We start from the raw sequence: 20,493 nt of genomic DNA, 5'->3' as shown, positions 1-20,493 counted from the left end.
CAATCGGGTAGACGGATCGATCAGGCGGTGACGTCGAGGATGTAGTGCTGGGCGGGGGTCAGGTGGTTGTAGGTGTTTACGCGGAGGTACGCCTGCTGGTCGAGTTGCTGGGGTAGGTGGCGGAGGGCGAAGTACGAGTGCATGGCTCGGCGGGGTTTGTCGGTGTGGTTCTTGGTGCCGCCGTGCCACAGGTGGCTGTTGAAGATGACGACGGTGCCGGCTCGGCCGGTGAGTTGGATCTGGTCGGGGTGGGGGGCGGCGGGGTCGGGCATCTCGTCGGCGGGCATGGTGCCGCGGCGGTGGGAGCCGGGGACGACGCGGGTGGCGCCGTTCTCGGGGGTGAAGTCGTCGAGGAGCCAGATCGAGTTGCAGACCTCGTACGCGCCGGGCTCGACCGGGTGGCCGGAGTCGGCGTGCAGGGCCTGGTGGCCTTCGCCGGGCAGCGCCGCGCGGCTGTTCAGTGACGACAGCCGGAACTCGCCCAGTACGTGCCGCATCGCCGCCAGCACCCGCGGGTGGCTGAAACACACCGCGAACCTCGGGTCCTTGTTCACCAGGTCCGCCAGCCGGTCCGTGCCCTTCTCCTGATGCACCTCCAGGCCGGCCCGGTCGCCCTCGGCGGCGGTCAGTTCGGCCAGCCTTTCGTTGATCGCGGCGACCTCGGCGCCCGTCAGGATCCCCTCCAGCGGCAGGTACCCGTCGCGGTCCAGTTGGTCCCTCTCGTCCTGCGTGAGTACGTCGTCGGTCACGCCGAGCTCGCGCAGCGCGGTCGTCATATCCATCCCAAGCACTCCTTCACAAGATGCACGAATCGATGACAGCATCGATCGGACCCACCCGCGAAACAATGCAGAAGGCGACAGGGCTTGTGCACAAATCGCCACGACTCCTCGGCGCCGGAGTCCACACCGCGGCGCCCGGCAAGGACTACCCGCCCCACGCGCACACCTCGTGGGAGCTCGTGTACTACGTTCGCGGCCGGATCACCTGCCCCGTCGGCGACGACACGTACGACGCCACGCCCGGCACCGTGCTCCTCACGCCGCCGCACACATGGCACGCCGAGCAGAGCCGCACCGGGTACGCGAACCGCTTCCTCCAGGTGGACGCCGCAACCACCCACCCGTGGCCGCGCCTGTGCTACGACGACACCGACCACACCCTGCGCCGCGTGTTCGACGCCCTGGTCAGGGAAACCGACGGCGAAATCCGCTCGCTGCTCCTCGCCGAACTGGACCTCCGCCTGAAACGCGCCGCAGCCACCCCACCGCAAACACCGGCCGAACAACTGGTCGCCCAAGCAGAACAGCTCTTCGAGGAACGCTTCGCCACGGGCCTCCGCATCAACCAGGTCGCAGCCGACCTGGGCATCTCACCCTCCGGCCTGCGGGCCGCCTTCGCCCGCCTCCGCAACACCAGCCCTCAGGCCGCCCTGCAAGCAGTCCGTCTACGCCACGCCCTCGCCCACATCCGGAACTCGACCCTCCCCCTCCAAGCCGTCGCCGACCTCACCGGCTACCACTCGGTCAGCCACCTCACCCGCCACGTCAAGTCCGCGACAGGCGCCCCACCAGGCGCCTTACGTGCGACCGGCCCACAGCGCTGACCCGCCGAGTCGTGGCGATCGGCTCCTCCCCCGATCGCCGAGTCGTGAATTGTGGCTGACGATCACAGCCGAAATCCACGACTCGGCGGACAGGGTCAGCCGGCGAAGGCGGCTTGGACGGTCGTGAGCTCGATTCCTCTGTCCTTGATCGACTGGTGGATGTCGGGCTCGAGGACGATGGCCTGGTCGGAGAGGCGGTATTCCTCGGCCCAGCGGTAGGTGTCGGAGCCGGGGCGGTGGAGGGCGGCGAGTTCGGGGTCGGCGGCGGCGCAGTGGGTGACGAGGAGGTGTACGCCGGGGGTGAGCGCGTCGAGATACGAGAGCGTCCACGGCTTCTTGTCCGCGGCGTCGCGGTCGCTCAGGATCTCCATCGACGCGAAGCGGGACGACCACTCCGGCCCGTAGATGAACGGCTTGCCGAGCGCCGCGGACACCTCGTCGTACGCCGACGGCACCGACGACCCCATGTGGAAGTCGAGGTATTCGAGCGTCAGTCCCTCCGCCGCGAACTTCGCCGCCTGCGCCGACAACTCCCGCACCGCGTCCTCGTGGGAAATGCCCGCCGCGGCCTCGGCCACCGTACGCCGGAACGTGCCGTCCTCCCCCACCAGCGACGCCCCGTCCGTCAACGGCCGCCACCGCAGGAAGTCCCACTCGCACGTCAGCGTCTGATGCACGCCCACCGGGATCGAGAACTCCCGCGCCAGCGCCGCCGCCTCGGTGAACCACGGACACGCCGCCATGGTCGACACCTGCGTCACGATCCCCTCGCGGAAGGCCTGCACCGTGCCGGCGTTCACCGCATGGCACATCCCGAAGTCGTCCGACTGAACCACCAACCGAACCTCAGCCACAGCCCCACTCCTCTCGATCACCGGCACGACGTAATCTACGGGCCGGCGAGCTTGCTGACCTCCGGGGACCGGCTGGTGTGGAAGGCGCACGCGCGGGGGTACGACGCGAGGCAGCCGCGGGTGGTCATCAGGGCGGTGTAGTAGTCGATGTAGCGGAAGCCGTACGTCTCGCCGCGGGCGAAGGCCTGGTGGCGGATGGCGGAGACCCAGCGGTAGAAGGCCTCCTCGGGGATCGGGACGTACAGGGACGGCGTGAATCCCTCCATGTCCTCCCAGTTCTCCGCGTGCAGGAACGTCCGGACGCCGTGCCGCGGCAGCGCGGCCACCTTCGCGGCCAGTTCCGGGTACTGCGTGATCGCGGCGAAATCGTCGTCGGCCGACAACGGTAGGCCGGCCAGGAAACGGGCACGCTCGGCGAGCAGCGCGGTGTGCTCGTGGTCGCGGTGGATGGAGTGTTTCCAGTGCGTGATGATCGTGTCGGGCTGCTTCTCGCGGATGATCTGGGCCAGCTGCAGCGCGACGTCGTCGGTCGACGGCAGGAACCCGTCGCTGTGGTCGAGCACCGCGAAGTCCGCGCCGATCGCCTCCGCGAACGCCGTCCCCTCGGCGATCTTCTGCGTCTTGTACTCCGCGGGCGTCATCCGCGGGTGCCCGCGTTCGCCCGGTGTCAGCGCGACGATCGTGGCCGACGCGCCCTCGAGCACGAGCTGGGCCAGCGTCGGCCCGGCGGTCAGGTCCATGTCGCCGATGTGCGCCCCGATGGCGAGCACTGTTCTGGTCACAAGGGTCTCCTCACTTCAGGCCGCTGAGCACGACGCCACGGACGTAGTACTTCTGGAACATCAGGAACACGACCAGCACCGGCAGCGTGCTGATCACCAGGCCGGCCATCACGATCGGCATCGTGCGGTCCGGGTCGAGGAAGCTCTGCAGCAGCTGGATGCCGACCGGCAGCGTCTGCAGCGATGGGTCGGACGACGAGATCAGCAGCGTCCAGATGTACTCGTTCCAGGTGCCGATGAACGTGATCAGGCCGAGTGTGATCGCCACCGGCTTGGTCTGCGGCAGCACGATCAGCCGCCAGGTCTGCCACTGGTTCGCGCCGTCGATCTTGGCCGCCTCGAGCATCTCGTCCGGCAACGAGACCATGAACTGCCGCATCAGGAAGATCCCGAACCCGGACACCGTGAACGGCAGGATCAGCGCGAGCAGGCTGGTGGTCAGCCCGCCGTCGCCGCCGCGACCGAGGATGTCGTTGCCGCCGGCCAGCGGCCAGTTCAGCATGATCAGGAACGTCGGGATCAGCAGCAGGAACGGCGGCAGCATCATCGTCGCGAGGATGAACCGGAAGATCACCGCGCGGCCGCGGAACCGCAGCTTGGCCAGCGCGTACCCGGCCAGCGCCGACGTGATCAGCACCGACACCGTGACGCTGACCGTCACGATCACGCTGTTGCGGAACAGCCGCGGCAGCTCCAGCTGCGAGAACGCCTCGCGGTAGTTGTCCAGGCCGAACGACGACGGCAGCAGCTTGTACGGGATCACGCCGTACTCGCCCGCGCCCTTGAACGAGCTCATCACCATGTCGAGGAACGGCATCACCATCGCGACGCCGCCGAGCAACACGACCAGGTACGCGAACCACGGGAACCTGCCACGCCGCTTCACGAGGTCTCCTCCCCACGCCGCCGGGCGATCCACAGCTGCAGCAGCGTGATCGCCAGGATGATCACGAACAGCACCATCGCCATCGCGCTCGCCGTCCCCCAGGCGCCGTACTTGAAGGCCCGCTGGTACATCTCGAACGCCGCCACGTTGGTCGCGTTCACCGGCCCGCCGTCGCCGGTCATCACGATGATCAGCGCGAACGACTGCAACCCGCCGATGAACTGCGTGATCAGCACGAACAGCAACGCCGGCCGCAGCAGCGGCAGCGTGATCGACCAGAACAGGTGCCAGGCGTTCGCACCGTCCACCTCGGCTGCCTCGTAGTACATCTCCGGGATCGCCTTCAGCCCGGCGGTCAGGATCAGCACGGCGCCGCCGATCGAGGCCCAGGCGTGCACGACGGTCACCGACGGCAGCGCGTACGACGAGTCGGACAGGAAGCCGACGCTGTTCACGCCGAGCTTGTTCAGGACGCCGTTGATCAGCCCGGCCGGCTGGTACATCATCTTCCACACGTTGCCGATGGCCACGACCGTGGCGACGACGGGCAGGAAGTACAGCACCCGCCAGAATCCCTGGAACGCCAGCCGGTCGATGCAGTACGCGACCAGCACCGACCCGAACGTCGCCAGGAACACCGAACCGAACGCGAACAGCAGCGTGTTCACCAGGATCGGCTTGACGAAGGTCCCGTCGAAGCTCAGCACCTCGCGGAAGTTCCCGATCCCCGACCAGTGCAGCGTGCCCAGGTCGAACCCGCCCCAGTCCGAGAACGCCAGCACGATCGCGAAGATGAACGGCAGGATCAGGAACACGCAGAAGAACAGCAGCGCCGGCGCCAGGAACAGGTACGCCGCCCGGCCCTCGCGATGCAGCCTGCCGAGCCGCCGGGCCGGTGCGGCCGTCATGTTATCGGCACCGGCCCGGCTGACCGCGGTCGTCATTGCGGCTTGACCGCCTTGGCGGCCTGCGCCAGCGCGTCGTCCGGACTCTTGCCGTCGGCGAGCACGCCCATGATCGCGTTGTGCAGCGCGGTCTTCGCCTCGTACGCACCCGGCTGGTTGGGCTCGGCCATCGCGTACGTCGCGGCGTCGTAGATCGGCGCCAGGTTCGGGTCGGACAGCGACTTCTTGTACTCCGCCTGGTCAGCCGTCCGCGGCGGGATCAGGCCCTGGTCGGCCAGCCACTTGCCGGTCTCCGTGACGTTACCCTCGGCCGCCTTGTGCTCGTTCATCCAGGTGAGGAACTTCCACGCCTCGTCGGCGTGCTTGCTGCGCTGGTTCACGCCCATGAAGAACCCGTAGGCCAGCGAGCCCTTGCTGCCCGGGGCCGGGCCGGGGATCGCCGTCACGCCGACGTCGGTGCCGTACTTGTCCTTCATCTGGGTCTTCAGGCTGCCGATCCACCAGCCGGCCTGGATCGCCATCGCGACCCCGCCGCTGCGGAACTGCTTGGTCGGCATGATCGACGGGTTGGTCGCCTTCGCGGCCGCGAGATCGGCCTCGAACTTCAGCGCCGCCTTGCCCTCGGCGTTGTCGAACTGCGGCGTGCCGTCCGGACCGAGGAACGTCCCGCCGGCCGCGTCGAGCAGCGACAGGAACGGGTGCACCGACTTGTTGTCGCCGTCCTGGATCAGGCTCAGGCCCTCGATCTGGATGTTGCCCTTGGCATCGCGCTTCACGGTCTTCTTCGCCGCGTCGGCGAGCTCGGCCCAGGTCGTCGGCGGCTTGGCGACACCGGCCGCGGCGAGGATCTTCTTGTTGTAGAACAGCACGTAGGTGTTCAGCTCGGTCGGGTAGCCGAGCAACGTGTCGCCGGTGGTCACCGCGCCGAGCGCCGCCGGGCTGTACTCGGCCTTGATCTTGGTCGCGATGTCGTCCGGCACCTTCGCGACGACGTTCGCCTTCATCAGCTGGCCGCCCCACAGGCCGTACGCGCTGACGATGTCGGCGCCGCGGCCGCCGGTCTGCCGGACCGTCATCGTGGTGAGCAGGTCGTCGAACTTGACCACCTGTGCCTTCACCTGGATCTTCGGGTTGTCCTTGTTCCACTGCTGGATCATCTTGTCCAGCCCGTCCTTCGACGGGCCGTCGCTGTAGTGGCTCAGCAGCGTCAGCTCGACCTTGTCGCCGCCACCCGAGCCGCTGCTGCCGCCGCAGGCAGCGCCGGTCGCGAGGAGCCCCAGGACAACAGCAAGCCGCAAACCTCTGGCGATGCGCATGTCACTCCTTTCCGCCGTCCGGGTGCAGGGGCGCCCGGAGGATGGTGAACGTGCGGGTGATCCCGAATCCCGTCTTCAGGTACAGCTGCCCGGCGGCGGATTTCTCGCCGGTCCACAGGAACCAGGCGCTGTGCGCGCCGGCGGCGACCATCCGCTCGAGTGTCAGGTGCAGCAGCACCTTCCCGAGCCCGGTGCCGCGCGAGGCCGGCAGGACGCCGAACGGCCCGAACCGGTCGATCACCGCCTCGTACGTCCCGTGCATCGCCCAGCCGAGGATCGCTCCGCCGGGCTCGCGTGCCACCACGATGCGATCGAGGGGCAGACCGGACACGACGCCCTCGCGGATCGCGCGCGCCCAGTCCGGGTTGAACTCCGCGCCGGCGATCGCGATCAGCGCGGTCAGCTCGTCGCCGGCCGGGGTACCGAAGGTGTAGCCCTCGGAGGTCAGCGAGTCGATCCGCTTGCGGACCTCGTCAGGCACGGCGTACCCGACCAGGCCGCGGTCCATCGCGACCGCGTCGTACCGGCGCTCGAAGCCGAGCCCGGCAAGCTGCCGGGCGGCCGATGGGTAGCGGGCCGCGTCGAGGCCGGGCAGGAAGTAGTTCGGGGTGTACGACGAGAAGAACACCTCGGACCGGCCCTGCGACCGGAGCCAGTCCATTGCCGCGGACAACAACTCGCGGCCGAGCCCGCGGCCGCGGTGCTCCGGGTGCACGAAGAAGAACGGGATCCAGCCGGACGCCGGCTCCAGGTCATCGGCGTCGGCGGCGATCAGACGGCGGACGGCGTACGCGGCGCCGACGATCTGATCATTGATCACGGCCACCTGGAGACCGGCCGCGTCGAAGTTGCGGTCGAGCAGGAACAGGTCGCGGAACCGCTGGTAGCTGATCGGATCGGCCGGCGCGGCAGCCGTCCACGCGGCAGCGATCGCCGGTCCGTCCCCGACCTGGAACGAACGGATCACCACATCACCCCCCCGCGGCCGCGTCTGCGGAGCGGATGGTGGCGTTGCCACCCGCCGCGGGCGGACCTTCGGAGCGGCTCATCAGGCCTTCCCTTCGTAAAGCAGCACGCCAGGCCGTGTCCAGCCGGCGGGAGTAGTTGCCGTGGGCAAGAGCTCGAGCGGGTCGTCGCCGGCTTCCAGCGTTTTCCGCAGCGAGCCCGAGCCCCACAGCTTGTCGAGCGACGGCAACAGCCCGAAGTCCCCGGGGTAGAGCTCGTTCAGCACCCGGAGCATCACCAGCGCGGTCCGCACCGGCTCGAACGCGTCCCGGTCGACGACGTGCAGCTGGACGCCGGACACCGGCTGGCCGGCGTACTTGCTGAATACCGGCTCGAACCAGGTCCGCCGGAACATCACGCCGGGCAGCTCGCACGAGCGCAGCGCCGGGACCAGCCGGTCGTCGACGTACGGCGCCCCGATCGTCTCGAACGGTCGCGTCGTCCCGCGGCCTTCGCTGAGGTTGGTGCCCTCGAAGAGGCCGGTGCCGGGGTAGACGAGCGCGGTGTCGGGCGTCGGCATGTTCGGCGACGGCGGCACCCAGGGCATCCCGGTGCCGGTCGCCGTCCGGCTCCAGCCTTCGAGTTCGACGACCGTTGCCGGGCCCAGCTGCCGGGCGAGTTCGCCGACCGTGAGCCCGTGCCGCAGCGGGATCGGCGCCCGCCCGACGAAGCTCTCGAAGCCCGGCTGCAGCATCGGTCCCTCGACGCGGACGCCGCCGAGCGGATTCGGCCGGTCCAGCACCACGAACGGCAGACCGAGCCGCGCGGCCGCCTGCTGGCAGTCGTACATCGTCCAGATGTAGGTGTAGAACCGCGTCCCGATGTCCTGGATGTCGAACAGCAGCGCGTCGACGCCGGAGAATAGGTCGTCGAGTTCACGCCCCTTCCGCCGGTACGTGTCGAAGACCGGGAGCCCGGTGTCCGGGTCGACCCCTTCGCCTTCGCTCGCGCCCGCTTGCGCCGTACCGCGGAGGCCGTGCTCGGGACCGAACAACGCCGTCAACGGCAGACCGGCCGCGCGCAACGCCACCGGCGTCGGCGTGAGATCCGGCAGCACGCCGGTGAAGTTCGTGATCAGCCCCAGGCGCCCGTCCGGCCCCAGCCCCGGGTCCTCGGCCAGCCGCTGCGCGCCGGTCCGGACCACCATCGCCACCACACCCAACCCAGATCGTGGATCCTGCAGGAACTGGGTTGAAAACTTACCGACGCAGCCGCGCTAAGGTCAATGGATTACTGACAACCGTTTGCCAGACTGCTGTGCAGGCCCGGAGTCAGGTCGCTGTCTCGGGGATGCTGGGGCGGCATCTCGACAGGAGGTGTCGGGTTGTCGGGCCTGGTTTCCGGTGTGCCCGAGCGGGCCGGCCCCGGTCAGGAAGGCACACCTCCTGTCCAGCTGCAGACCTATGATCCGCCGACCGTCGCCGGAGCACCGAACCCGGCCAGGCATCCAACTCCCTCAATATCTCTGTTCTTCAGTTGATGAAGGGTGTCAGGGCGGCGAGGAAGTCGTCGAGGCGTTCGGCGTGGACCCAGTGGCCGGCTTCGGGGACCTCGGTGTACTGGACGTGGGGGAAGTACGCCGCGATGGTCGCGCGGTGGTCGTGCTGGACGTAGTCGGACTTGCCGCCGTAGATGAACAGCGTCGGCCCGTCGTAGTGCAGGCCCTCGACCGCGGGCCAGCCGGAGATGGCCGGGAGCGCGGCCTCGATCACCGGCAGGTTCGGCCGCCAGCGGGCGCCGTCGGCGTCGAGGATCAGGTTCTGCAGCAGGAAGGCCCGCGTCCCCGGCGTCGGCACCGCGTCGGCCAACTGCGCGTCGACCTCGGCGCGCCGGGTGACCGACGACAGATCCGCGGTCCGCATCGCGCGGGCGTACTCGACGAACGCCGGCGGGTACGCGACCGGCGCCGCGTCCACCACGACGAGCCGCTCGACCACGGCCGGATACTGCAGCGCGGTGAGCATCGCGGTCTTGCCGCCCATCGAGTGCCCGACGAGCGCGACCGGCCCGACCCCGAGCGACTCGATCGTCTCCCGGACGTCGTCGGCCATCTCCGGGTAGCTCATCGTGGCGACGTGCGGTGACGTGCCGTGGTTGCGCAGGTCGAGCGCGAACACCCGGTGCCGGTCCGCGAGCCGGCGCGCGGCGGTCATCCAGTTCCGCCCCGAGCCGAACAAGCCGTGCATCACCACGACCGGCGTACCGATCTCGCCGTACGCCGTCACCGGAAGCTTCATCCGCACACCTTTCAGCGGCTCCGTTGCCAGCACGCCGTGTGCCAGTGGCGCCGCTCGTCGAGGGACTGCGCACCACCCAGGGCGCCGAGCAGGCTGGGGTTGTCCGGCCAGACGACGACGTGCGGCGTGGCCGGCGCGATCTGCTGGTCGCAGCCCGGGCAGCGGTACGACTTCGCCGAGGCGGATCCGGAGACCCGCCGGACGTTCCACTCCCCGCCGGCCTTCACCTCGCGGGACTGGGTACCACCGAGCAGCGGCCGGTCACTGACCGGCCGCTGCCACTTGGAAGGCTTTCTGCGCGCCATAGCCCCTCAAGGCTAGTCGGTCGCCCGAAGCTCCTCGCCGACGGCGTGCATGTGACGCAGCCCCATCCGGTACGAATCGATCAGGCCCGTGGACACGTACGGCATCCCGATCCGTTCGCAGTACGCGCGCACGATCGGCTGGGCGAACCGGAGGTTGGCGCGCGGCATGCTCGGGAAGAGGTGGTGCTCGATCTGGTAGTTGAGCCCGCCCATCATCCAGTCGGTGACCAGACCGCCGTTCACGTTGCGCGACGTGAGCACCTGCTTCTCCAGGTGACCCCAGTTGCTGTCGTCGTCGGGCATCTCCATGCCCTTGTGGTTGGGCGCGAACACGCTGCCGAGGTGCAGCCCGAAGACCATGTGGTGGATGAGCGCGAACAGCACCGCCTGGCCGGGCGACATGATCAGGAACAGGGCGCCGAAGTACAGCACCAGGTGCGCCGCCATCAGGCCGAGCTCGACCTTCTCGGTACGCCGGCGGGCGAGCAGGAAGCGGATGCTCGACACCTTGAGGTTGAAGCCCTCCAGGGTCAGCAGCGGGAAGAAGATCCGTGCCTGGTTCCGGGTCAGCCAGCCCTCCAGGCCCTTGCGGCCCTCGGCCTGCTCGAGCGTCCAGACCAGCACGCCCTCGCCGACGTCCGGATCCTTGTCGGTGTGGTTCGGGTTGGCGTGGTGGCGGTTGTGCTTGTCGTTCCACCAGGCGTAGCTCATGCCGAGCAGGAGGTTGCCGTGCAGCATGCCGATCCAGTCGTGCAGCTTGCGCGAGGCGGCGATCTGCTGGTGCCCGGCGTCGTGCCCGAAGAAGGCCGCCCGGGTGGTCAGGATGCCCAGCGGGACCGCGAGCAGCAGCACCCACCACGAGGCGCCGATCACCGCGATTCCCGCCCAGGTCAGCGCCATCAGCGCCACGTTGATCCCGATCGCCATCGCATACGCCGCCGTACGGCGCTCCAGCAGGCCGGCGGCCTTGATCTCCCGCAACAGCGGGGAGAAGTCGGAACGGCGGGTAGCAGCAGGTGACGCGAGTGGCTGAGCCATCAGGTCCTCGTCTCGAGAGCGGTGGGAGGCCTAGGCGTACAGCCGCGGCCAGCGTACGGCATCAAGCCTTGTCGGTCGAACGCCCGAAAACATGGGAGTTACTACCCAATTCACCGGGGGTGACAGTGCCCGCCGAAGAGTGGGCATAACTCCACTGCCGTGGCTCTCACGCTCGGTCATGATGGAGGCATGAGCACCACCGTCGCCACCACCGAAGCGCCGCCGATGCGCTACCCGAAGCTCGCCCAGCCGTGGATCGCGCTGTTCCTCGCGATCCTGGCCGAGCTCGGGATCGCCCTGTTCGTGCTCAGTGTGGTGTCCGTGCCGCTGATCGCGGTGTGGGTCGGGATCCCGTTACTGCTCGTGGTGGTGCCGACCGCCCGCTGGTTCGCGAACTGCCACCGCACGCTGCTGGCCGGCTTCCTCGGCGAGCGCATCCCGCGGCCGTACAAGCAGCCTCCGATGCCCGGCATGCTGATGCGGCTGCGGACGATCCTGACCGACCCGCAGACCTGGCGGGACGTCGTCTGGCTGCTCGTCAACGCCGTGATCGGGTTCACACTGTGCCTGCTGAGCGCCGTGCTGTTCCTGGCCGGGCTCTTCTACCTCGTCTACCCGCTGCTGGTCGGGGTTACGCCCGAGGGCGTGTTCACCGAGCCGTTCGGCGGGCTGTTCACGGTGAACTTCTGGTCCAGCTTCCTGGTGATGCCGGTGGCGCTGATCGCGTTCCTGATCTGGCAGGCCGCCGGCGAGCGGCTGCTGAAGGCGAACGCGTACGTCGCCCGCTCGCTGCTCGGCCCGACCGAGAGCGCGAAGCTGGCGATGCGGGTCCGCGAGCTGGCCGAGTCGCGGGCCGAGACCGTCGACACCCAGGCGGCCGAGCTGCGCCGGATCGAGCGCGACCTGCACGACGGCGCGCAGGCCCGGCTGGCCGCGCTGAGCATGAACCTCGGCATGGCCGAGGAGATGGTGGCGCGGGATCCGGCCCAGGCTGCGGCGCTGCTCACCGAGGCGCGCGAGTCCGCGAGTACGGCGCTGTCCGAGCTGCGGGACCTGGTCCGCGGGATCCACCCGCCGGTGCTCGCCGACCGCGGCCTGGAAGGTGCGGTCAAGGCGCTCGCGCTGACCTGCCCGTTCAAGGTCGACGTCACCTTCGACGTGCCCGGCCGGCCGCCCGCGCCGGTCGAGTCGGCGGCGTACTTCGCGGTCGCCGAATGCCTGGCGAACGCGGTCAAGTACTCGGCCGCGACGAACGCGTGGGTGCAGATCACCCACGAGGACGAGAAGCTGCACATGATCGTCGGTGACGACGGCACCGGAGGCGCGGTGATCAAGCCCGGCGGAGGTCTGTACGGTATCGAGCGGCGGCTGGCCGCCTTCGACGGTACGTTGACCGTGGTGAGCCCGAGCGCCGGGCCGACCACCGTGATCATGGAGCTGCCTTGCGAGTCCTCATCGCTGAAGACCACGCCCTCCTCCGGGACGGCCTGATCCGCCTGCTGGAGGCGCACGACTTCGAGGTCGTGGAGGCGGTCGACAACGGGCCCCGGCTGGTGCCCGCGCTGGTGGAGCACCGGCCGGACGTCGCGGTGGTCGACGTACGGCTCCCTCCGACGTTCACCGACGAAGGCCTGAAGGCCGCTATCGAGGCGCGCAACCAGGTCCCCGGGCTGCCGATCCTGGTGCTCTCGCAGTACGTCGAGCAGCTGTACGCGCGGGAGCTGCTCATCGGCGGCGGAGGCGGCGTCGGGTACCTGCTGAAGGACCGCGTGTCGAACGTCGCCGACTTCCTGGACGCCGTCCGCCGGGTCGCGGCCGGCGGCACCGCGATGGACCCGGACGTGATCGGTCAGCTGCTGGCCCGCAACACCCGCGACGAACCGATCAGCCGGCTCACCCCGCGCGAGTCCGAGGTTCTCGGGCTGATGGCCGAGGGCCGCTCGAACGCCGCCATCGCCGGCGCCCTGTTCGTCACCGAGAAGGCCGTCAGCAAACACACCAACAACATCTTCTCCAAGCTCGACCTGCCGCCGTCCGAGGACGACAACCGGCGCGTGATGGCGGTCCTCACCTACCTGTCGTCCCGCTGACGGTAGGCGCTCGGGCTGGTGCCCGTGTGGCGCCGGAAGCGGGTGGAGAAGTACAGCGGATCCGGGTAGCCGACCTGTGCCGCCACGGACGCGATCGACCGGCTGGTCAGCTCGAGCAGCCGGGCCGCGGCATCGAGGCGGCGTCGCTCCACGAACTGCTGCGGCGTGACGCCCAACTGCTCGCGGAACAGATGCGCGAACCGTGACACCGACAGATTGACCGCGCGCGCCAGGCGCGGAACGTCCAGCGCAGCGGTGAGGTCCTGGTCGACCAGCTCGATCGCGCGCAGCAGCCGGTCGTCGATCTGGACCGCCCTCGGGTTCTGGGTGTCGCACCACAGCAGCGCCGCTTCGAGCGAGTTAGCGCTGAGCTGCTCGGCCTGGGGCAGGACGCTGTCCTGATGCCGTACGGCGTCGCGCAGGTGGTCGGCGATGCGCTCGAAGGTGGGGCCGGCTGGGTGGAGCTGAACGGTGCCGGGGACAACCTCCGGCCAGTCGAGCAGCGGCAGCCAGTCGGGCTTCGGGTGCATGTGCGCGTACAGGAAATGCCACCGGTCGCCGACTGTGGCGTAGTCGTGCAGGGTGCCGGGGCGTACCAGCGTGACGCTGCCCGGAGCGGCCGCGACCTGACCGAATCGTCCCTGGCCGTCGAGGGTCTGCACCAGCAGCCAGTCGGTCGTCCCGCGCCGCCGATACGTCGCGTACTCAGGCCCTTCGTCGAACTCGCCGGTCACCAGCCGGCGCACCACCGGATGTGGCGACTCAGCAGGATATCGAAGGTTCACAGCGCGATAGGCTATCGCTCGGCCGGGCCCCGGGGACAGATCCTGGAGGCATGACAGTCGTGGACATCTACCAGCGGGACGGCATCGTCCAGGTCCCCCAGTTGCTCGAGCCCGCCGAGGTCGAGCGGATCAAGACGGTCTTCATGGAGCAGGTCGCGGTGGACCACTCGCTCGCGATCGACGACGGCGTACCGGACGACGACCCGCTCGCGAAGTTCCCGCGGTTCGTGCACCCGCACCGGGCGGACGGCACCGAGGCCGGGAAGCTCTCGATGGAGCTGATGCTGGACAGCCGGATCCTCGATGTCGTGCAGGCTCTGATCGGTCCCGCGCTCGGCGCCCAGTCGATGTTCTACTTCAAGCCGCCGGGCGCCCGCGGGCAGGCCCTGCACCAGGACAACACGTTCCTGCGCGCGGATCCGGAGACGTGCCTCGCGGCCTGGATCGCGATCGACGACGTGGACGCGGACAACGGCGGGCTCGCGGTCGTGCCCGGCTCGCACAAGACCGAGCTGGTCTGCCCGGAGCCGGCCGACCTGACCGAGTCGTTCACCAGCGTCGAGGTGCCGGTCCCGGACGGCCTCAGCAGGGTGCAGACCCGGATGAAGGCGGGCGACGTGCTGTTCTTCCACGGCAGCGTTGTGCACGGCTCCCGCCCGAACACCACCGAGGACCGTTTCCGCCGCTCGCTGATCTTCCACTACATCCCTGAGGACAGCGTCGAGATCGCGGCCTTCTACAACCCGCTGGTCCGTCCGGATCGCCGCGAGACCGTTCTGCCCGAGGCTATTGGCGGCGGCCCCTGCGGCGACTACGCCCAGGCCGAGCCGTAAACCCGCCTTGCCAGGGCGCAGGCTGCAGCGATCGCGAGCAGCACCGCACCGCCGGTCAGTAGCCGGCCGACGGAGTGCGGTGGATCGAAGTCGGCCTCGGTGGCCGCGGCGGCCAGGCAGGTGAGCAGCGTCAGGCCGAGGATCCCGGTCGCGAGTGTGGTCATCCGCAGCAGCGCCGCGCCGGGTGACGGGTCGAAGCGACGCCCCAGGAATCGCAGGCCGCGGCCGGGTTCCGGGGCGCGCCGGCCCCAGTCGTCGTACACGTGCTGCGGGACCTTGATGCTGGTCGCGAGACCCTGCGTGAGTGACTCGGCCGTCAGCGGCTCGTCGCGGGATATTACGAGCGCTGTGCTTGCGATGGCCAGCCGTACGGGGCGCGCGTCGAGGAGCGCTTGCATGGTGCGCGGGTGCAGGACCGCGGTGAGGTAGCGGGGCTCATCGCCGATCACGTCGAAGCTCCGGTTGAACTCGGCGCTCTCCAGCGTGAGGTCCGAACGGGTGAGCCCGCCCGGTCGTACCTCCAGCCCCGGCAGCGCGACCGGCAGCGTCGTGACGAAGGCGCTCAGGACGCGTCGCCGGCACAGCAGCCCGTTCCAGTGCAGCCACCGCACCTCGAAGGCGACACCGTTCGATGTCTGTACGACGTTCCGGGCGGTCCAGGTACGGCCGACCGGCAACGGGAGCGGCGGCAGCCGCAGCTCCCGCGGATCGACGAGCCGCCAGCCGTTGCGGTGCGCGCAGTCCTGGACCGCGCGGGTGGTTGCCCGCGGCCACGAGTACGCGAGGACCGCGCCGAGCAGGACGATCACGGCGAGCAGCGGCAGTACGGCGAGGAGCATCGCCAGGCCCGCGTCGTACGTCGTCCAGGCGAGCCGGATGAGCACCGCACCGACCCCGAGCACCGCGATCCAGCGCGCTACGGTGGCCGATCCCGCGGTGATCCCGATCAGCACCCAGGCCACCGGAATCACCACCACGGCAACCAGCACCATCAGCGAGGTCCAGCCCGACCAGTCGGCGCCGACTGCCTGCGGCATCATGATCAGCCCGAGCCCCGTCACGACGACGAGCAGCGTCCCACCCACCGACACCAGATCGCGCTCGACCGATCTCCTCGACACCCGCCCGAGTCTGCCAGCCCTCGCGGGTCAGCCCCTCGCTGCTCGCGGGTATGTCAGGTCCCTCCCGAGTGCCCCGAACCGCGGGCCCGCCTACTGCCACGGGCGCCGATGGCACTCAGCGGTCGCGGGTGCGGGCAGGGCCTGGCCGGGAGGAACCTGGGCTGCGAACACCACCATCCCCACCTGTGACGCGGGTGGAGATGGTGGTGGGGGCGGCGATGCCGGTGGTGAAGCGGCGGAGGGCGCTGACTTGGTGGTCCAGGCGGTCCGGCAGGATCAGTGCGCGCGGCTGTGGCTCCCCGCGCGCCTCGTGCTGGGCCATCGCAGTGCGGAGCTCGGCGATGACGGGCGCGGCCAGGTTGTCGCCGCGGTCCAGTAGCGGAAGCGCGGTGGCGAGGAACTGGTCGTTCTCGGCGGGGGTCGGCGGGCGGTTGCGTTCGGCAAGGATCTCCTGCTTGGCGTGCCACGGCTCGGGCATCCGGCCGGCCTCGTCGCGGTGGTTCTCGTACAGGACGAATCCGTTGCGGTCGACGAGGTACAGGTCGTCGACGTACGACAGGGACTCGAGCTCCTGGGCGGTGTCCGGCACCAACCGGTAGGACAGGTCGCCGAGCTCCGGTCGGACCCATCGGCCGATGCCCGTGTCGTCGAGCGCCTGCTGAAACCGGCTGACGCGTCCCAGCCGGCACGTGGCCTCGTGGGTCACGACGTAGACCAGCGCGACGCGGTAGTCGACGGCGCGGAAGCCGTCCACCCAGTTCGTCGCCAGTGGCACCCGATGCAGCGGGGCGCTGGCGATCACGTCGTACTGCGGTTCGCCGCGGCGCAGGTGTTCGAGGCAGCGCACCATCATGCCGCGCGGCAGGTTGCGGGCGAGTTCGTCGGCGCCGCCCATGCCCCGCGCCCGCATGATCGCGTCGTACCGGGGATGCGCCGTGATGTCGTCGTCGAAGTCGTACACCGCGACGGACCGCGCGCCGAGCGACGCCTGCAGGAGCCACTGCGTGGTCGACTTGCCCGACCCCGGCGGGCCTCCGATCAGCACCACCAGCGGCCGCTGACCTGGAGCCCGCAACGGCGGCTCCTCGGGAGTGATCTGCGCCTGGCGACGGGCGAGCACCGCCTGCGCCTCGGCCAAGGTCAGGTCGAGACGCGTGCTCGCGATCATCCGTCGAGCTCGGCGCGCAACCGCGTCAGCAGCGCCGGATACGTGCCGATGACGATACGCCGTTCCGCGCCCGGCATCGCGTCGATCCGCCGCAGCTCGGCGTCGTGGAAGGCGAGCCGCTCGGCAAGCTCGGCCCGCCGATCCGCGTCACTCGTCTGCGCGACCAGCGAGCTGTAGCACGAGGCCACGCTCTGCACGAGAGTCCGGACCCGCTCCCGCTCCACCCGCTCCTCGTGGCTCAGCGGCTCGACCCGCCGCCCACCCAGCGCCTCGGTGATGTGGTTCGTCGGCTCATGCGGCATGTCGCCAGGGTACTCAGCGATCGAGCGATCGCCGCTCCGAAACCCGTCCGCCGACCGGCCGTGCGTCCGCCGCGGCCACGGTGCCGATCTGCGGCGGCGCGACACCGGAACCCGCGATCCGCCGAAGATCGGCAAGCCGCTGGTCGAGGCGGAGTTCGGACCCGCGGACGAGGGGCTCGGGGGCCGGCCGCTCGTTGTGCAGCCGCAGCGCGGTCTGTACCAACTGCAGGACCGGAGGCTCCAGATCGGCGGCCCGGTCGAGCAGTGGCACGGCGGTGCCGAGGAACCACTGGTGCTCGGCCGGTGTCGGCGGACGGTTGCGCTCGCCGAGGATCGTCTCCCGGCCACGATGCGGCGGCGGCATCACACCGTCGTCGCCACGGTGGTTCTCGTACAGCACGTTGCCGTCCCGGTCGACGACGTAGAGGTCGTCGACCAGGCCCTGCACCTCCGCTGCATGCGCCGCGTCGGGCATTCCGGCAGCGGCACGGTCGTGGAGTTCCTTCTCCAGCCAGCGGCCGTAGCCGACGGTGTCCTTCGCCTGCTGGTACCGGTTCGCGATACCGAGCAGGCTGTTGGCCTCGTTCGTGGCGATGTAGACGACGGCGATCCGGTAGTTCTCGGGACGGAAACCGTCCACCCAGAACCGGGTCGCCGCCTCCGACTGCAGCGGACTGCTGGCGATCACGTCATACTGCCGCGACCGCAGATGGTCGAGGCAGTCGTCACGCAGGTTCGGCGGGAGCCCTTCGGCGACGAGAAGGTTGCCGTCGACACCGTTCGCGCGCATGATCGGGTCGAACCGCGGGTGCGCCGGCGGATCGTCGTCCCGGTCGTACACCGCGACCCGACGGGCGTCGAGCGCCGCCCGGATGAGTTCCTGGGCGGTCGACTTGCCGGCCGCCGGCTGGCCGCCGATGACCACCAGGACGGGACGTTGGCCGGCGGCTCGCTCGGGCAGCCACAGCGGTGTGATCTGCGCGATCCGGCGGGCGGTGACCGCGTTCGCTTCGTCCGGGGTCAGGGTGGGATCGGCGGTCATCCGTCGATCTCGGCGCGGAGTTCTGCCAGCAGGGCCGGGTAACTACGGAGCACCTCGGCGCGCTCGGCCGCGCTCATGGTGTCCCGGCGGCGGAACTCGGCGTCGTGGAAATCGAGCTTGGCCGCCAGTTCGGCGTTCGCGCCGGCCTGCTGGGCGACAAGGGTGTGGTAGCAGCCGGCCACCGCCTGGACCAGGTCGCGGACACGCTCCCGTTCGACCCGGTCGTCATCGCTCAGCGGTGCGACCGCGCGGCCGCCGAGCGCCTCCGTGATGTGCTTGCGCCCCGCCTCACCATCCGGCATCTCCGGCTCCCTCCCGCGGTCAGGTGAGGGGCGATGCTACCCCGGGTTCAGGAGTAGTCGCGGAAACCGCGGCCGGTCTTGCGGCCCAGGTAGCCGGCGGTGACCAGGTGTTCGAGCAGCGGGGCCGGCGCGAAGCCGGGCTCGCGGAACTCCAGGTAGAGGGTCCGCTGGATGGCCAGCGAGACGTCCAGGCCGACCACGTCGAGCAGGGCGAACGGGCCCATCGGGAGGCGGCAGCCGAGCTTCATCGCGGCGTCGATGTCGTCGACACCGGCGTAGTGCGCCTCGAGCATCCGGACCGCGTCGTTCAGGTACGGGAACAGCAGCGCGTTGACGATGAACCCGGCCCGGTCGCCGCAGCGTACCGGGTGCTTGCCTGCGGCAACGGCCACGGCGGCCACCGTGTCGGCGACGTCGGCGGACGTGCTCACCGTGCTGACGACCTCGACCAGCTGCATCACCGGCGCCGGGTTGAAGAAGTGCAGCCCGACCACGTCACCCGGCCGCTTGGTCGCCATCGCCAGGTCGATCACCGGAAGGCTCGACGTCGTGGTCGCCAGGATCGCGCCCGGCTTGCAGATCTCGTCGAACGTCTCGAACAGCGCCTGCTTGACGCTGAGCTCCTCGACCACGGCCTCGATCACCAGGTCGACGCCCGCCAGGTCGTCGAGCTTCGCCGTACCGGTCACCCGGCGCAGCGCCGCGTCCCGCTCCTCGGTGGACAGCTTGCCGCGCTGCACACCCTTCTCCAGCGAGCGCTCCAGGACGCCGCGGACGCGGTCGACCTTCTCGGTGCCGCGGGCGACGTACACGACGTCGTACCCGGCCTTGGCGAGGACCTCGACGATGCCGACCGCCATCGTGCCGGAGCCGACCACGCCGACCTGCTGGACCGGCCGGACCGCGATCTCGTCACCGTTGCGGTGCGGGGTGTGCTCGTCGTCCACCACGACCGGCGAGTCGGGCGCCTCGTAGGTGTAGAAGCCGCGCCCGGTCTTCCGGCCGAGCAGCCCGGCGGTGACCATCTGCTTGAGGATCGGCGCCGGGGCGTGCAGGCGGTTGCGGCCCTGCTTGTACATCGTGTCGAGGATCTCGTACGCCGTGTCGAGGCCGATCAGGTCCAGCAGCGCGAGCGGGCCCATCGGGTACCCGCAGCCGAGCCGCATCGCCGCGTCGACATCCTCGCGGGTGGCGTAGCGGGACTCGACCATCGAGACGGCGTGGTTCAGGTAGCCGAACAGCAGCGCGTTCGCGATGAAGCCGGCGCGGTCGGCGGCGACGACCGGGACCTTGTCGAGCCGGCGGGCCAGGGCCTGCACGTCCTCGACCACGTCCGGCTCGGTGACGACGGTCTTGATCACCTCGACGAACTCCTGCACCGGCGCCGGGTTGAAGAAGTGCATGCCGACGACGCGCCGCGGGCGCTGGGTGGCGACGGAGATCTCGGTGACCGACAACGACGAGGTGTTGGTCGCCAGGATCGCGTCGTCGCGGACGATCTTGTCCAGCGCGGCGAAGATCTCGCGCTTCAGCTCGAGCCGCTCGACGACGGCCTCGATCACCAGGTCGCAGCCGGCCAGCGCCTCCAGCGAGGTGGCGAACGTGACCCGGTCGAACAGCGCCTGCTGGTCCTCGACCGACAGCTTGCCGCGCTTCACGGCCCGGTCGGTCGAGTGCTGGATGTGCCCACGACCGCGCTCGACGGCCTCGTCGTCCCGCTCGACCCCGACCACCGTCAGGCCGTGACGCGCGAACACCTCGGCAATCCCGGCCCCCATCGTGCCGAGCCCCACCACACCAACCGTCGTCAATTCACGAGCCATGCCCAGCACTATGCCAGTCCCAACACTGGTCCGCCCATGAGCTGCGTCACCGCCGAGGCCAACCTCACACCCCCCACGACAAGTCCCAGCAAC

General features: G+C 69.8%; 22 protein-coding genes. 4 read left to right on the top strand and 18 right to left on the bottom strand.

Annotated elements, in window-relative coordinates; genetic code table 11:
- Positions 1–20: 20 nt before the first annotated feature.
- A complete protein-coding gene (locus ABZW60_RS31910; RefSeq protein ID WP_355483160.1) occupies positions 21–782 on the bottom strand; it encodes a phytanoyl-CoA dioxygenase family protein in 762 nt (253 codons plus the stop codon).
- Positions 783–814: 32 nt separating this feature from the next.
- Between ABZW60_RS31910 and ABZW60_RS31905 the strand changes: the two genes are divergently transcribed.
- A complete protein-coding gene (locus ABZW60_RS31905) occupies positions 815–1,606 on the top strand; it encodes an AraC family transcriptional regulator (RefSeq protein ID WP_355483159.1) in 792 nt (263 codons plus the stop codon).
- 95 nt (positions 1,607–1,701) lie between these two features.
- Here the strand turns inward: ABZW60_RS31905 and ABZW60_RS31900 are convergent, their stop codons facing one another.
- From ABZW60_RS31900 to ABZW60_RS31855, 10 genes are all read right to left on the bottom strand, one after another.
- On the bottom strand, positions 1,702–2,460 hold the full coding sequence (locus ABZW60_RS31900) for a ChbG/HpnK family deacetylase (protein WP_355483157.1): 759 nt from the start codon (positions 2,458–2,460) through the stop codon (positions 1,702–1,704).
- 35 nt (positions 2,461–2,495) lie between these two features.
- Positions 2,496–3,242: a PIG-L family deacetylase gene (locus tag ABZW60_RS31895; protein WP_355483155.1), complete on the bottom strand. Its 747-nt coding sequence runs from the start codon at positions 3,240–3,242 to the stop codon at positions 2,496–2,498.
- A gap of 10 nt (positions 3,243–3,252) precedes the next feature.
- The gene (locus tag ABZW60_RS31890) at positions 3,253–4,128 is read right to left on the bottom strand and encodes a carbohydrate ABC transporter permease (protein WP_355483153.1); all 876 of its coding nucleotides are present in this window, start codon (positions 4,126–4,128) and stop codon (positions 3,253–3,255) included.
- Positions 4,125–5,036: a sugar ABC transporter permease gene (locus ABZW60_RS31885; RefSeq protein WP_355483151.1), complete on the bottom strand. Its 912-nt coding sequence runs from the start codon at positions 5,034–5,036 to the stop codon at positions 4,125–4,127. Before ABZW60_RS31885 ends, ABZW60_RS31890 begins: the two co-directional genes overlap by 4 nt.
- 32 nt (positions 5,037–5,068) lie before the next feature.
- On the bottom strand, positions 5,069–6,349 hold the full coding sequence (locus tag ABZW60_RS31880; protein WP_355483148.1) for an extracellular solute-binding protein: 1,281 nt from the start codon (positions 6,347–6,349) through the stop codon (positions 5,069–5,071).
- A gap of 1 nt (position 6,350) precedes the next feature.
- Positions 6,351–7,316, bottom strand: coding sequence for a GNAT family N-acetyltransferase (locus tag ABZW60_RS31875; protein ID WP_355483146.1), 966 nt, complete (start codon positions 7,314–7,316; stop codon positions 6,351–6,353).
- A gap of 81 nt (positions 7,317–7,397) precedes the next feature.
- The gene (locus ABZW60_RS31870) at positions 7,398–8,501 is read right to left on the bottom strand and encodes a DUF1343 domain-containing protein (RefSeq protein ID WP_355483763.1); all 1,104 of its coding nucleotides are present in this window, start codon (positions 8,499–8,501) and stop codon (positions 7,398–7,400) included.
- A gap of 325 nt (positions 8,502–8,826) precedes the next feature.
- Positions 8,827–9,591: an alpha/beta fold hydrolase gene (locus ABZW60_RS31865; RefSeq protein ID WP_355483144.1), complete on the bottom strand. Its 765-nt coding sequence runs from the start codon at positions 9,589–9,591 to the stop codon at positions 8,827–8,829.
- Positions 9,592–9,602: 11 nt separating this feature from the next.
- Positions 9,603–9,896 carry a hypothetical protein gene (locus ABZW60_RS31860; RefSeq protein ID WP_355483142.1) on the bottom strand — a complete coding sequence of 98 codons (294 nt, stop codon included), beginning with the start codon at positions 9,894–9,896 and terminating at the stop codon, positions 9,603–9,605.
- A gap of 12 nt (positions 9,897–9,908) precedes the next feature.
- The gene (locus ABZW60_RS31855; protein ID WP_355483140.1) at positions 9,909–10,934 is read right to left on the bottom strand and encodes an acyl-CoA desaturase; all 1,026 of its coding nucleotides are present in this window, start codon (positions 10,932–10,934) and stop codon (positions 9,909–9,911) included.
- A gap of 189 nt (positions 10,935–11,123) precedes the next feature.
- Here ABZW60_RS31855 and ABZW60_RS31850 point away from each other — a divergent pair, with 189 nt between their 5' ends.
- On the top strand, positions 11,124–12,425 hold the full coding sequence (locus ABZW60_RS31850; RefSeq protein ID WP_355483138.1) for a sensor histidine kinase: 1,302 nt from the start codon (positions 11,124–11,126) through the stop codon (positions 12,423–12,425).
- A complete protein-coding gene (locus ABZW60_RS31845; protein ID WP_355483136.1) occupies positions 12,377–13,024 on the top strand; it encodes a response regulator transcription factor in 648 nt (215 codons plus the stop codon). Before ABZW60_RS31850 ends, ABZW60_RS31845 begins: the two co-directional genes overlap by 49 nt.
- Here ABZW60_RS31845 and ABZW60_RS31840 read toward each other — a convergent pair.
- Complete coding sequence (locus tag ABZW60_RS31840; protein WP_355483134.1) at positions 13,006–13,809, bottom strand: helix-turn-helix domain-containing protein; 804 nt, start codon at positions 13,807–13,809, stop codon at positions 13,006–13,008. The two genes, ABZW60_RS31845 and ABZW60_RS31840, sit on opposite strands and share 19 nt — an antisense overlap.
- A 50-nt stretch (positions 13,810–13,859) precedes the next feature.
- Here ABZW60_RS31840 and ABZW60_RS31835 point away from each other — a divergent pair, with 50 nt between their 5' ends.
- Positions 13,860–14,642 carry a phytanoyl-CoA dioxygenase family protein gene (locus ABZW60_RS31835; protein ID WP_355483132.1) on the top strand — a complete coding sequence of 261 codons (783 nt, stop codon included), beginning with the start codon at positions 13,860–13,862 and terminating at the stop codon, positions 14,640–14,642.
- Here ABZW60_RS31835 and ABZW60_RS31830 read toward each other — a convergent pair.
- From ABZW60_RS31830 to ABZW60_RS31805, 6 genes are all read right to left on the bottom strand, one after another.
- Positions 14,621–15,763 carry a hypothetical protein gene (locus ABZW60_RS31830; protein ID WP_355483130.1) on the bottom strand — a complete coding sequence of 381 codons (1,143 nt, stop codon included), beginning with the start codon at positions 15,761–15,763 and terminating at the stop codon, positions 14,621–14,623. The two genes, ABZW60_RS31835 and ABZW60_RS31830, sit on opposite strands and share 22 nt — an antisense overlap.
- A gap of 115 nt (positions 15,764–15,878) precedes the next feature.
- A complete protein-coding gene (locus ABZW60_RS31825; RefSeq protein WP_355483128.1) occupies positions 15,879–16,931 on the bottom strand; it encodes a zeta toxin family protein in 1,053 nt (350 codons plus the stop codon).
- The gene (locus ABZW60_RS31820; protein ID WP_355483126.1) at positions 16,928–17,233 is read right to left on the bottom strand and encodes a hypothetical protein; all 306 of its coding nucleotides are present in this window, start codon (positions 17,231–17,233) and stop codon (positions 16,928–16,930) included. The genes ABZW60_RS31825 and ABZW60_RS31820 overlap by 4 nt, the downstream gene beginning before the upstream one ends.
- 13 nt (positions 17,234–17,246) lie before the next feature.
- Entirely contained in the window at positions 17,247–18,275 is a 1,029-nt protein-coding gene (locus ABZW60_RS31815; protein ID WP_355483124.1) for a zeta toxin family protein, read from the bottom strand.
- Complete coding sequence (locus ABZW60_RS31810; protein WP_355483122.1) at positions 18,272–18,577, bottom strand: hypothetical protein; 306 nt, start codon at positions 18,575–18,577, stop codon at positions 18,272–18,274. The genes ABZW60_RS31815 and ABZW60_RS31810 overlap by 4 nt, the downstream gene beginning before the upstream one ends.
- Before the next feature lie 47 nt (positions 18,578–18,624).
- Positions 18,625–20,400, bottom strand: coding sequence for a 3-hydroxybutyryl-CoA dehydrogenase (locus ABZW60_RS31805; RefSeq protein WP_355483120.1), 1,776 nt, complete (start codon positions 20,398–20,400; stop codon positions 18,625–18,627).
- Between the last annotated feature and the right edge of the window lie 93 nt (positions 20,401–20,493).

Source organism: Kribbella sp. NPDC003557 (assembly GCF_040610805.1).
GTDB lineage: Bacteria > Actinomycetota > Actinomycetes > Propionibacteriales > Kribbellaceae > Kribbella.
Note: the sequence above shows the minus strand (reverse complement) of the source record. Positions and strands in the feature narration are given on the sequence as shown.